We start from the raw sequence: 12,532 nt of genomic DNA, 5'->3' as shown, positions 1-12,532 counted from the left end.
GTGGGCAGGGCGGACACGTAGGCCGACGTAAGACCGTGCCCGAGACCACCGCGCCCGCGATGGCCGCTGACCAGCGGCTAACGAGGGGCTAGCTATCACGGTCGGCCGGAGTGTCCGCCCTGCCCACCCGCTACGGCGCTCAGCCTTCAGAGCATGGACGTACGGCCAAGGGCTCAATGGGCGTACGGGGCCAACAATTCAGACGTGGAGGTTGCCTGACCAGATTGTGATTGCGTGGCCTGCGAGGTCGACTCTGTCGTCGCGGAGGGTGGTGCGGACCAGTCCTCCTCGGGCGGAGAGCTGCCGGCCGGTCAGCGAGTGAACTCCGAGACGCTGGGACCAATAGGGAGCCAGGACACAATGCGCGGATCCGGTTACCGGATCCTCATCGACCCCCGCCCTCGGAGCAAAGAACCGGGAGACGAAGTCCGCGTCCGAGTCCGGCGAAACAGCCGTGACGATCACCCCGCGGACGTCGATTGAGGCGATCGCCGCCATATCGGGAACCAGCGTTCGGACGGTCTCCGGAGAGCTCAGTTCTACCAGGAGATCGAACTGGCTGTTTCCCACCCAGACAGGCTCAGCCCCCAAAGCGTCTGCGAGACCTTCCGGGACCGGACATTCCGTCGGCTGCTTGGCCGGAAAATCCATGGTGATAAGTCCGGACGAGTCGCGGTCAACCGAAAGAATCCCACTCTGAGTAGAGAAGTCGATCCGTCCGGTTTCCTGCCCAGTTTCATAAAGAATATGTGCCGCCGCAAGCGTGGCATGCCCGCAGAGCGCGACCTCGACCAGCGGCGTGAACCACCGCAGCGAATAGGTCTCCCCTTCCCGCGGCATCAGAAATGCGGTTTCCGAATGCCGCATTTCCGCCGCTACTCCCTGCATCCACGAAGCGGTTGCCGGACCTTCCAGCAGACAGACGGCGGCGGGGTTACCCTTGAACGGCCGGTCGGTGAAGGAATCGACGGTGAAGATACGCATGTTATGCACCCTACAAAAAGAATGCCATGCTGTGGCGTGTCGGCTCGCCCATGGGTAATGGTCGGTTAGCGTCCCAAGTGTCGGGACAAACCCGGAAAGGACGAAGCCGATGGGGGCAGTGCGCAAGGTAGCGAGCTACCTTGGCCTGGGCGGGGCCGAGCAGTATGACGAGCCCTATGGCGAAGCAGAGTACGAAGACGACTGGATTCCAGCGTCTGAGCGGGCGGCCCGTCGCTGGCAGACGGAGGGCGAGCCCGCGCGCATCGTCATGGTCCGTCCAAAGAAGTACGACGACGCTCTCACCGTGGGCCGCCACTTTCGGGAGGGCCACAGCGTCGTGATGGACGTAGGAACGATGTCAACGATCGAGGCTACGCGCATGGTCGACTTCGCGGCCGGCTTGGCTTACGGCTGCGAGGGCCGCATCGAGCGTATCGCCGAGAAGGTCTTCCTCTTGACCCCGTCCAACGTCGAGGTCTCCTCCGTGTAACAAGGAAACCAGGCACACGAACGCAACGCCGCACGACGGGTGGCCTGCGGGGGCGCTAAAGCACCTTACACAGGCCACCGGGTTGCTCGCCGTTATCCGGCGCCGTTTACGCGGGTGGTGGTTCTCGCCGTACCGGCGCCAAGAGGGGCAGCGCAGCTCTGTAGGCGTTCTAAGGGGTGTCTAGCGGGACGAGCGGTATCGCCGGGTTGCTCGGCCGCGATCCGGCACCGTTCGCGCGGATGGTGGGTTCTCGCCGCACCGGCGCCAAGAGGGGCAACTGAGGGGTTAGCCGGCGCGGGGGCCGCGGCGGAGGAGGCGGGTGAGGGCGGTTAGGTCGGTGGTGGCGGATTCGCGGCGGGATTTGGATTCGCGGGCGTATTCGTGGAGGGCCCAGATGGCGCCGTCTGCGAGTCGGTGGAGTTCGGCGAGTTGGGCTTCGATGCGGGCGAGCTCCACGAGTGCCCGTCGTCGGTTGCGCCGCAGGAGGTAACCCCCCCACCCGGCCAGCCCGGCCCCGGCGATCGCGGTCGGCCAGAACAGCAGTCCCAGCAGCATCAGGCTCAGCCCGAGGCCGAGCAACACATATCCGCCAAGCCGATCAGGACGACGTGGCGAGTTCCGGGCAATGATGAGGCGTTCGGCTTCGGCCAGGGTCGACTGGTCCGGGCCGTCTGGCCGGAGGATGATCGCGTTCCCGAGAACCGGCACGGTCACCGCCCCAGGCGTCTCCCCAAGCGTGCTCTCCGCGAGCCGCTCAGCCGCCGCCCTGACCGCGGGCGCGGCCACATGGAGCGCCAACGCGGCCAGATGAGGATCAGCCCCGGGCTGCACATCATGCAACAAGTGCCCGCTCAACGAGCTCAACGGCCCATCCATCTCACCGTCCCCGATGAGCGCCCGCAACACCGCCACTGGTTCCATCTCCGGCCAGGCCGCACTCGACGACACCACCGCGCCGTCAGCCTGCCGTACCGAAAGGATCTCCTCGCACCGCGCGCGCAACCGGGCGAGCCGGTCGGAGGCCAGCACTGGCCCGCCGAGGGCGGGAATCTCCGCGAGTTCCGGATAGTCGGCCAGCGACGGCGGCACCAAAGGCTCAGGCTGCCCCGGGACGAGCGCTTTCAGCCAGAGTTCGTCCTCGGGTGGTACGGCGATCGCGTCCAGCTTCCGCAGCACGAAGATCTTCCCCGCAGGCCCGTACGCCCCCCGCGCGGCGGCTAGCCACAGCGCCCGCTGCCCGGACGTGACGGGCTGGTCCTCGGAGAGGTCACCGAACGCGGTCCCCAGCCAGGACGCGTGGATACGATCCCCATGCCCGCACACCGCCAGCGCCAGGCACAGGAACAGCGACGTGCGAGCCCCGTCGAGCCGAGCGGCCCGCGCCAGCGGTTCGAGCGCGTCCTCCCCGTTCATGATGTGGACCAGCGCCTGTACGGCCGGCGACAGCCAGTATCCCGGCACGTCGACATCCGGATAGGGCGGCGCGGTGCCGTCGGCCGAAAGGTGGGTCAGCAGCGCCTCGGCGTAGCGGTGCAACCCCGAGGTGTCGGCGTGCCCTGTGCTGACGTCCATGCTCAAGCGTACGCTCCCCGACGGCCGGCGGCCCGACATGTTCAATGGGCGACCAAGTGGCCAGACACTCCCTTGACCGCGCCAAGACTAGACGTCATTGACCCACCTTTACCCGAAGGCGCGCCGTCACATCCGCTCCGGGACCTCGATTCCGAGCAGGTCGAGCCCTTGGGTGAGCACGCGCAGCGTCAACGCGGCCAGCGCGAGCCGGGACTGCCGGTCCTCCTCGCTGTCGGCTTTGAGCACCGGGCAGTTCTCATAGAACGTGGTGAAAGCGCTGGCCGTGTCGAAAAGGAACGCGCAGAGCCGGTGGGGCGTGCTGGCCGCCCCGACCTCGCTGACGATCGCCCCGAAGCCGAGCAGCTGCAACGCCAGCGCCCGCTCGGCGGGATGCCCGATCCGGATGGGCCCCCGGGCCGAGGCGGGATCGTATTCGCCCCGCCGGAAGATGGAGCGGATCCGGGCGGTCGCATACTGCAGGTAGGGCCCGGTGTTCCCGGTCAGGGCCAGCATCCGGTCGAAGTCGAAGACGTATTCGCTGTCGTGGCTGACGGACAGGTCGGCGTACTTGACCGCGCCCATGCCGACGGCCTGGCCGATCTCGGCCCGGGTGGCGGCGTCGTAGTCGCGGTCGGCGAGCACGGCGGCGGCCCGGGATTCGCCCTCCTCCAGCAGTTCGAGCAGCTTGATGGACTTGCCCGCCCGGGTTTTGAACATCTTGCCGTCGCTGCCGAGCACGCTGCCGATCTGCACATGTTCAGCTTGGACGTGGTCGGGCAGCCAGCCGGCCATCCGCGCGGAGGCGAACAGCATCTGCATGTGCAGGGCCTGGGTGGCGCCGATCACGTAGAGCAGCCGGTCGGCCTTCAGATCCTGGACCCGGTAGCGGATGGTGGCCAGGTCGGTGGTGGCGTAGCCGTACCCCCCGTCGCTTTTGCGGATCATGAACGGGAGGGGCTGGCCCTCGCGCCCGGTGAAGCCGGGCGGGAAGACGCACAGCGCGCCGTCGCTGATCACGGCGACGCCGCGTTCCTGCAGGTCGTCGCAGACCTGGGCGAGCACGGCGTTGTACATGCTCTCGCCGGCGATGTCCTCGTCGGTGAGGGTCACGTTCAGCTGGGTGTAGACCTTGTTGAAGTAGCGGATGGTGGCGCCCATGAAGATGTGCCACAGCCGCATGGTCTCCGGGTCCTCCGCCTGGAGGGTGACCACCCGGGCCCTGGCGCGCTCGCCGAACGCGGGGTCGGTGTCGAACTTGGCCCGCGCGGCCTGGTAGTAGTCGTTGCCCGCGCCGGCGGACAGCTGCGCGACCGCGGCCTCCTCGCCGATGTCGAGCAGGTGCTCGATGAGCATGCCGAACGGGGTGCCCCAGTCGCCGAGGTGGTTCTGCCGGATGACCCGGTGGCCGAGGTGTTCCTGCACCCGGACCAGGGCGTCGCCGACGACGGTGGTGCGCAGGTGGCCGACGTGCATCTCCTTGGCCGCGTTGGGCGCGGAGTAGTCGACGATGACGGTCTGCTGCGCCTCGGTGGCGACGCCGAGCCGCTCGTCGGCGAGCTGCTCCCCGGACCGCGCGGCCAGCCAGCCGTCGGACAGGGTCAGGTTGATGAAGCCGGGGCCGCTGACCTCGACCTGGCCGGGGATGTCGATGTGGCCGGCGATCTCCTGGGCGACCTCCCGCGGCGAGCGCCCGAGCCGTCGCGCCAGGCTCATCGCGACGTTCGCCTGGTAGTCGGCGAACTGGGACGGCCTGATCAGCGGGTCTTCGGCGGCATACTCCTGGCCGAAGGCGGCGGCCAGCGCCCGCTGGACCCCTTCGGTGAGTACGAGCTGCGGGTCGGTCATGGGTCCAAGCCTAGCGACGCGCGGTCTTTCCCGTCGCCAGGGTTATCCCCAGAGGCGATGCGAGCGCGGGATGGCGCCCACCCGGTCGCCGACCCTGGTGACGATCTTGCCGGCGGCCAGCCGGGCGGCCAGCTCGCAGGCCGAGGCGATCCCCCTGGCCTGGGACGAGCCGTGCGCGATCACGACGGTTCCGTTCAGCCCGAGCAGTACGGCTCCGCCGTGCGCCTCCGGGTCGAGCCGCCGGTGGAGCTCGCGCATCCGGGAACGTTGCAAGAGCCCGCCGAGCTTGGCCACGCGGCTTTCCGCGACGGTGTCGCGGAGCTGGCCGAAGGCGTACCGGACGCTGCCCTCCATGGTTTTGAGGGCGATGTTTCCGGTGAATCCGTCGGTGACGATGACGTCGACCTTGCCGGTGAGCAGGTCGTGGCCTTCGATGTTTCCGGTGAAGTCCAGGCCGGGGCTGGCCTGGAGCAGCTCGTGCGCGCGTTTCGCCAGTTTGTTGCCCTTTTCTGGCTCGGCGCCGATGGTGAGGAGGCCGACTCGGGGGGTCTTCACGTCGAGGGCGGATTCGACGTAGGCGGCGCCCAGGTGGGCGAACTGCACCAGCATTTCGGGCTTGACGTCGGCGTTCGCGCCCGCGTCGACCAGGATGGTCGGGTGCGGCAGGGTCGGCAGGGCGACCGCGATGGCGGGGCGGAGCACGCCGTGCTGGGCGCGTAGCCGGAGCTTGCCGGTGGCGACCACGCCGGCGGTGGAGCCGGCCGAGACGACGGCGGCGGCGTCGCCGCGGCGGAGCAGGTGGCAGGCGACGGCGATGCTGGAGCGCGGGCGGCGCAGGCTGGCCAGCGCGCCCTCGTCCATGGCCAGGGTCTCCTCGGCGCGGACGATCGGCACCTCGCCGGTGGCGTCGTGCGCGGACAGCGCCTCGTAGAGCAGCCGGGGCTGGCCGACCAGGACGACCGGCACGCCGAGCTCGCGCACCGCGAGGACGGCTCCCGCGACGATCTCCAGCGGGGCGTGATCGCCCCCCATCGCGTCCAGCGCGACGGGCAGGGTTTCACTCGCCATGAGTGGCCATCGAGAACACAGCGCCGTCCAATCGGTGACTCCTAATGCCGCCGACCAGGCGATTCACCGCGGCGAGAGTCTCACTAACACTGAATGGTAGGTCCGGCGCCGGGGTGCCTAGCTCCGCATGTTCCAGTCGGTGATCTTGCGGGACACGATCACTTTCCCGAACCTGGAGCTTCCGGTCACCCGGATGAGCGGCCCGTCCTCGGTCTTGCCGCCCGTGACGTGGCGTTTGGAGAACAGCGCGCTGCCCTCGTCGACCACGTTTGCGTGCTCGGGGACCCGGACGATGAGCTTCCCACAGAACGAGTTGAGCTCCAGGGTGATCTCGCGGCCGGGCAGCACGCTCTCGGTGAGGTCGATGATGAGCGCGCCGAAGACGGCGCTGAACGTGGTGTGCCGTCCGGGCACCCAGCGGCCGCCCCGGATGACCTTGCTGAAGACGGCGGAAACCCGCTGTTTCTCCGTTCCGGCCGGGACGTTTGAACGGAGCGTGTCGGGTAGATCCCGGGTGATCGGGACGAGATCCCCGACCGTCACGGCCGTGTAGGTGGCCTCAAGGCGGTCGGCATGCTCGGCACTGGTCAGGCGGCCGGTGGCTAGCCCCTCAGCGATGACCCCAGCGACGCGGTCACGGTCGGCGTCGGAGGCGCGCTGACCTGGATCGTTGACTGTCACAACCGCCAGAGTACCGCGTTTCGAGATATGTCGCGAGTGGGCCAATTTCATGACAGGGATCTTTGCTAAATCGTGGAAGTGCCGGTTAAGTCGCCCGGCACCCGGTATATGAGTTGCATAGACGCCTGACAGACACAGTTGGTTTACACGAGTGCGGAAAAACCTACCGAGAAGGGAAGGCCGAGTGATCTTTACCGAAGGGACCCGAGGCTTCCGCGCCTATACGAGCAAGCACCTCGACGGACTCCTGGGCCGAGCCGGGTTCGACGACGAGGCGCGGCTGCGCGCCGCCGCGGTCGCCACCGTGCTGCCGTTTCGCACCAACGCGTACGTGGTGGACGAGCTGATCGACTGGTCAGCCGTGCCCGACGACCCGATCTACCGGCTGGTCTTCCCGCAGGACGACATGCTGCCCGCCGCCGACGTGACCCGCCTGGCCGGGCTGCTGCGGGACGGCGCCCCGGCCGCGCGGGTGAACGAGGCCGCGAACGAGGTACGGCGGCGGCTCAACCCGCATCCGGCCGGGCAGCTGGCGCTCAACGTGCCGAAGGTGGGCGCGGAGCCGGTGCCGGGCATGCAGCACAAATACCCGGAGACCGTGCTCTTCTTTCCGAAGCAGGGGCAGACGTGTCACGCGTACTGCACGTACTGCTTCCGGTGGGCGCAGTTCATCGGGGACGCGGATCTGAAGTTCGCCTCCGGCGATGTGGACACTCTGGTGCGCTATCTGGAGGCGCATCCGGAGGTGACCAGCGTGCTGTTCACCGGCGGGGATCCCATGATCATGGGGGAGCCGGTGTTGCGGCGGTATCTGGAGCCGTTACTGAAGGTGGAGCAGATCGAGTCCATCCGGATCGGGACCAAGTCGCTGGCGTACTGGCCGGGGCGGTTCGTCACCGATCCGGACGCCGACGCGACCCTGCGGCTGTTCGAGGAGGTGGTGTCCGCCGGGAAGAACCTCGCGTTCATGGCGCACTTCTCGCATCCGCGCGAGCTGGAGCCGCCGGTGGTGGCGGAGGCCGTCCGGCGGGTCAGGGGCACCGGGGCCGTGATCCGGACGCAGGCGCCGCTGATCAGGTCGATCAACGACGACGCGGCGGTGTGGGCGGGGATGTGGCGGCGGCAGAGCGCGCTCGGCATGATCCCCTACTACATGTTCGTGGAGCGGGACACGGGCCCGCAGGACTACTTCGCGGTGCCGCTGGCCCGCGCGTATGAGCTGTTCCGGGACGCGTACGCCCAGGTCTCCGGGGTGTGCCGGACCGTCAGAGGGCCCTCGATGTCGGCTACGCCCGGCAAGGTGTGCCTGGACGGGGTGGCCGAGATCGCGGGGCAGCGGGTCTTCGTGCTGCACCTCATCCAGGCCAGGGAGCCGGAACTCGTCGGGCGTCCGTTCTTCGCGCGGTACGACCCGCGAGCCGTCTGGCTGGACGACCTGCGCCCGGCCTTCGCCGACCGGTTTCCGTTCGAACCGGCGGTGCCGGTCGCGCGGCTCAGCGCCTGATCCGATTCAAGGCGGCGGAAAATATGTTCCCCAGGCCCGGGAGGCGGGTTTACCGTGCCTTTCTCCCGGGCCGGGGAGCATCTCAGAGCATGTCTCGCCAAAACGGGCTCTATGCCGATGACCAGAGGGTGGTCCTTAGCGCTTCCATTTCCGGAATTACCGGGCGCTGGTGCTTGCCCGGCCCTGATGAGCTGCGGATTCTCCTTCCGGCTCCGTGATGATAGAAATTCGGCTCAGTAGCCAATCAGCCGGCGTGCTGCGCCGGTGCACGGGGGTTCTTAGCTCTTATCCCGAGATTCGGAATAAGACCGGGAAGGCAAATCATGAAGCGAATGATCAAGGCCGTCATCGCGGTGGCGACTTTCGGTGTCGCCGCGGCCATGGCCGCGCCCGCCGTGGCGCAGTCGCACGACGTCAAGCCGGCGGTGGTCGCGAGCGGCGACCCCATCAGCGATCTGCTGGGCGGTCTGCTCGGCGGTGCTGGTGGCGGCGACCCGATCAGCGGTCTGCTCGGTGGCCTGCTCGGCGGTGCTGGTGGCGGGGGCGGTCTGGTCGATGGTCTCCTGGGCGGCAGCGGTAGCCCGCTCGACCAGGTCACCGGCTCGCTCGGCGGCCTCACCGGCGGCTTGAGCGGAGTCACCGGTGGCCTTCCTGGCGTCAGCACGGGCAAGCGCATGATGGCCGCCGAGCCGGTCGGCGTGAACACGCTGCTCGACACGCTCCAGGCCTCGCTCGGCTCGGTGCCCGTCGACCTGAACGGGTCCGTCTCCTCGCTCGGCGAGTCGGTCGAGGACGTGACCGGGGCCGCGGCCAGCCTCACCGGGGCCGCCGAAGACCTCGTCGGCACGGTCGAGAACGTCGTCGGCAGCGCCGAGGCCACGGTCGAGAACGTGGCTCGCGTCACCGAGTTCGGCAACCTCGTCAAAGGGGCGCCCGCGATGGGCGGGCTGAACCTCGGCGGCACGCTGGCCCCGATCACCGGGAAGGTCGCCCGCGCCAACCTCGCCCCCGCCGTCGCGCCGGCCGTCGACGCGGTCTCCGCCGAGCAGCTCGCGAGCACCAGCGAGCGTGCGGCCACGCTGGTCAAGAGCGTCACCGACACCGCCACCAACCTCGTCGGCGGCCTCGCGCCCGCGTTGACCCCCGCCAACTAGCCGATCTCGTGGCGGTCGGCGCTGTTCCCGTGTTCGCGCGTGGTCACCGCTGCCGCACGAATCTCCCCAGCGATCTTCCGGACACGTTGGCGTGGCCACGTCAACGTAGCCGTACATCCAGACATCTGTGCAGAAGGCCGGGCATCCCCTGAGGGAGGCCCGGCCTTCGTGTTCGTGTTCAGTTGTACTCGCGCTCGCCTCCCGGAGGGCGCACCGAAGTGCGGCGGGCGATCTGGGCCTGTAGTCGGGCCATCTGCCAGTGCAGTTCGACGAGTTGCTCGGCGAGGAGGCCTCGCGGTAGTTCGGACGGATCCTCGGCGGCCAAATGATCGATGGCCGTCACCAGCTCACTCATCCCGCCCTCCCAGCGCATCGCGGTCTTCCCTCAGATCGAATCTCCGTTCGAATCATAAGGGAACAGCGGGCGCTGGCGCATCAGCTTTCGTATATAGGTGCGATAAAACCGCGGGCGAGGGTGTTGGCTGTGACGTTGAAGCCGACCACGGCGGGCGGGGTGTCCGAGTCGACCCCGAGGGACTCCACGCTCAGCGCGTGCACCGCGAACAGGTACCGGTGCGGCCATCCGGGCGGGGGCGCGGCGCCTCCGTAGTCCTTGGTCGAGAAGTCGTTGCGCGCGTGCTTGGCCCCTTCGGGCAGCCCCTTGAAGTCCGGCGCCGTGCCCGCTCCCGTCGGGAGTTCTGTCACGTTCGCCGGGATGTCGAACAGCACCCAGTGCCAGAATCCCGACCCCGTCGGCGCGTCCGGATCGAAGCAGGTGACCGCGTAGCTCAGCGTCCCCTCGGGCGCTCCGGACCAGCGCAACTGCGGCGACAGGTTCTGCCCAGTGAAGCCCCACCCGCTGAACACGTGCGCGTTGGGCAGCGTCACGGCATCGCTGACATCATCACTCTCGACGTCCAGCTCCGGAACTTCGGGCAGGTGATCGTAAGGAATAGGCGGCGGCGTAGGCACAGTCTTCTCCGATGGCCAGGGTTACTGATCTCTTCACCCCCATCCTGGTACGTCTTACCACCTCACGCCAAGCCCGCCGATCCGAAGGATCGTCACGCCTTGTTGTACGCCGAGATGACTTCTTTGGGGTCGCCGTCCATCTTGATTTTGCCCTTGTGCAGCCAGATCACCCGGTTGCAGGTTTCCTCGATGACGTCCAGGTTGTGGGCGACGAGGAAGACGGTGCCTGCGGATTTGCGCATCTGCATGATGCGTTCCTGGGACTTGCGTTTGAATTCGCGGTCGCCGGTGGCGAGGGCCTCGTCGATGAGGAGGACGTCGTGGGTTTTGGCGGAGGCGATGGCGAAGCGGAGGCGGGCGCCCATGCCGGAGGAGTAGGTGGACATGGGGAACTGGACGAACTCGCCGATGCCGGAGAAATCGACGATGTCGTCGTACTGGGCGCGGACTTCGGCGGGGCTCATGCCCATGGCGTAGCAGCCGAGGACGATGTTGCGCTCGCCGGTGAGTTCCTTCATGAGGGCCGCGTTGACGCCCAGCAGGGACGGCTGGCCGTCGGTGAAGACGGCGCCCTTGTGCGGGGGGAGCAGGCCGGCGATGGCGCGCAGCAGGGTGGACTTGCCGGAGCCGTTGCGGCCGATGATGCCGATGGCGTCGCCGTGCCGGGCCACGAAGGAGACGCCCTTGACGGCGTGGATCTCCTTCATCTGCGGGCGGCCCTGGCGCTTGAGCAGGCGGAGCAGGGCGTTGACGGCGTTGCCCTTCTCGGCTTCGCTGGCCGCGCCGTACACCTTGTAGACGATGTGGAGGTCGTCCACGATGACGGTGGGAGTGCCGACAGGTGACGCCTGGGGTTCCTCGGCGGACACCGGCCACACCCTTTCCATCGCCTGGGCGCTTTCTCGAGCCTTGGCAGCCTGAGCCACCACCTCTGCCTCAGCCACGGCCGTACCTCTCCTCGGCCCGCCAGAAGTACCAGAAGCCGACAACTAGCGCGAACACCGCCCAGAATATGGCAGTCGTCCAAGCCCATTGTGGCGGGGTGTGCTCGTGAATGAGTAGGTCCCGCATCAGCTCGATGTAGGCCGCCACAGGGTTGAGCTCCAGGACGTAGCGGACGAAGCTCAGCGATTCCGGCAGGTCGTCCACCCGGGCCGGAATGCTGAAGAAGACTCCCGACGCGTACAGCCAGGTGCGCATGATGAACGGCAGTAGCTGGTTCATGTCGCGCGCGAACGCGCCGACCCGGGCCATGAACAGGCTGGCCCCGACGTTGAAGATCAGCTGGAGCAGCAGCGCGACCGGCACGAGCAGCCAGCGTATGGTGGGTGACTCCCCGGTGAGCAGCACGATGGCCGTCAGCACCCCCATCGACCAGGCCAGCTGCTGCAGCTCCTGCACCGCGTAGGCCAGCGGCAGCGCGGCCCGCGGGAAGTGCAGCGCCCGGATCATGGACAGGTTCCCGGAGATCGACTTCGCTCCGCCGGTCACCGTGCGCTGGGTGAAGGTGAAGATGAAGACGCCGGTGATCAGGAACGCGGTGTAGTTCGGGATGTCCTTCTGCTGGCCCAGGATCACGCCGAACATCAGGAAGTAGACGCCGGCGTTCAGCAGCGGCGTGAGCAGCTGCCACAGCTGCCCCAGCGCCGAGTCGGAATATTTCGAGACATTCCGCGAGGTCGCGTACTTGAGCACGAAGTGCCGCCGCGCCCACAACTGGCGCACGTAGGACGGCAGGCTCGGCCGTGCGATGGCACGGCGAAGCCCATGGCGCCGGGCGAGCTCGGCCAGCGAATCCGTCGCTGGGCCGCCCGCCTGGGCGTCCGCGACGGCGGATTCCGGCTGGCTCATGGCATGGACTCTATTGGATGCTGGTGAACGAGAAGCCTGCGATGGTCATCCGTTGGCTCCTCACCTGGGTTCCGTACGGCCGCCGCGGCACACTACGCCACAGCTTGGTCAACCGTAGCCCAAGCGATCCTGATATGTGGACCAACACCACGAGCCTCTCCCCAAAGCATCCCTCCCGGCTTGACCAGCGAGAGGCCATGTGTACCTTATTGAGTGGTTTGGCCCCCTGTTAGACATTTGGGGCAAGCTTGTTGGAATGCGTGTGACGCCCGACTGACGCACGTGTGACCGAACTGCAACGCAGCAGAGACAAGTCTGCAGCAGGTGGTGAGGGATGCTCGCGGACGACTGGCAGGGCGTCAGCTGTTTTGACCGTGCTTGCAAATCCGGGCCCCCATAAGGGGCCAGGTG

12 protein-coding genes are annotated in these 12,532 nt (G+C 67.7%); 3 read left to right on the top strand and 9 right to left on the bottom strand.

The features are described 5' to 3' along the window. Positions 1-198: 198 nt before the first annotated feature. Complete coding sequence (locus Amac_RS50715; protein ID WP_155361605.1) at positions 199-984, bottom strand: PhzF family phenazine biosynthesis protein; 786 nt, start codon at positions 982-984, stop codon at positions 199-201. 109 nt (positions 985-1,093) lie between these two features. Between Amac_RS50715 and Amac_RS50710 the strand changes: the two genes are divergently transcribed. Next, positions 1,094-1,474, top strand: a complete 381-nt coding sequence (locus Amac_RS50710) for a cell division protein SepF (protein WP_155351689.1) — start codon at positions 1,094-1,096, stop codon at positions 1,472-1,474. Between the two features lie 285 nt (positions 1,475-1,759). Here the strand turns inward: Amac_RS50710 and Amac_RS50705 are convergent, their stop codons facing one another. The 4 genes from Amac_RS50705 to Amac_RS50690 form a co-directional block, all read right to left on the bottom strand. Then, on the bottom strand, positions 1,760-3,046 hold the full coding sequence (locus Amac_RS50705) for a hypothetical protein (RefSeq protein WP_155361604.1): 1,287 nt from the start codon (positions 3,044-3,046) through the stop codon (positions 1,760-1,762). 126 nt (positions 3,047-3,172) lie between these two features. After that, entirely contained in the window at positions 3,173-4,891 is a 1,719-nt protein-coding gene (gene argS / locus Amac_RS50700; protein WP_155361603.1) for an arginine--tRNA ligase, read from the bottom strand. 42 nt (positions 4,892-4,933) lie between these two features. Continuing rightward, positions 4,934-5,959 (bottom strand): phosphate acyltransferase PlsX, encoded by a 1,026-nt coding sequence (gene plsX, locus Amac_RS50695; RefSeq protein WP_155361602.1) that lies wholly within the window; start codon positions 5,957-5,959, stop codon positions 4,934-4,936. A gap of 117 nt (positions 5,960-6,076) precedes the next feature. Then, on the bottom strand, positions 6,077-6,640 hold the full coding sequence (locus Amac_RS50690; protein ID WP_246269229.1) for a DUF1707 SHOCT-like domain-containing protein: 564 nt from the start codon (positions 6,638-6,640) through the stop codon (positions 6,077-6,079). Between the two features lie 184 nt (positions 6,641-6,824). Between Amac_RS50690 and Amac_RS50685 the strand changes: the two genes are divergently transcribed. Together Amac_RS50685 and Amac_RS50680 are read left to right on the top strand one after the other, a co-directional pair. Next, positions 6,825-8,144, top strand: a complete 1,320-nt coding sequence (locus tag Amac_RS50685; RefSeq protein ID WP_155361600.1) for a KamA family radical SAM protein — start codon at positions 6,825-6,827, stop codon at positions 8,142-8,144. 323 nt (positions 8,145-8,467) lie between these two features. Then, positions 8,468-9,298 carry a hypothetical protein gene (locus Amac_RS50680; protein ID WP_155361599.1) on the top strand — a complete coding sequence of 277 codons (831 nt, stop codon included), beginning with the start codon at positions 8,468-8,470 and terminating at the stop codon, positions 9,296-9,298. 178 nt (positions 9,299-9,476) lie between these two features. Here Amac_RS50680 and Amac_RS54270 read toward each other — a convergent pair whose 3' ends face one another. The 4 genes from Amac_RS54270 to Amac_RS50665 all read right to left on the bottom strand — a co-directional run bounded on the left by Amac_RS54270 (position 9,477) and on the right by Amac_RS50665 (position 12,121). Continuing rightward, on the bottom strand, positions 9,477-9,653 hold the full coding sequence (locus Amac_RS54270) for a hypothetical protein (protein ID WP_170322050.1): 177 nt from the start codon (positions 9,651-9,653) through the stop codon (positions 9,477-9,479). A gap of 80 nt (positions 9,654-9,733) precedes the next feature. Then, the gene (locus Amac_RS50675) at positions 9,734-10,270 is read right to left on the bottom strand and encodes a YbhB/YbcL family Raf kinase inhibitor-like protein (protein WP_155361598.1); all 537 of its coding nucleotides are present in this window, start codon (positions 10,268-10,270) and stop codon (positions 9,734-9,736) included. A gap of 92 nt (positions 10,271-10,362) precedes the next feature. After that, a complete protein-coding gene (locus Amac_RS50670; RefSeq protein ID WP_155361606.1) occupies positions 10,363-11,157 on the bottom strand; it encodes an ABC transporter ATP-binding protein in 795 nt (264 codons plus the stop codon). Positions 11,158-11,206: 49 nt separating this feature from the next. Beyond that, a complete protein-coding gene (locus Amac_RS50665) occupies positions 11,207-12,121 on the bottom strand; it encodes an ABC transporter permease (protein ID WP_155361597.1) in 915 nt (304 codons plus the stop codon). Positions 12,122-12,532 lie beyond the last annotated feature (411 nt).

The organism is Acrocarpospora macrocephala (genome assembly GCF_009687865.1).
GTDB classification, from domain to species: Bacteria; Actinomycetota; Actinomycetes; order Streptosporangiales; family Streptosporangiaceae; genus Acrocarpospora; species Acrocarpospora macrocephala.
Note: the sequence above shows the minus strand (reverse complement) of the source record. Positions and strands in the feature narration are given on the sequence as shown.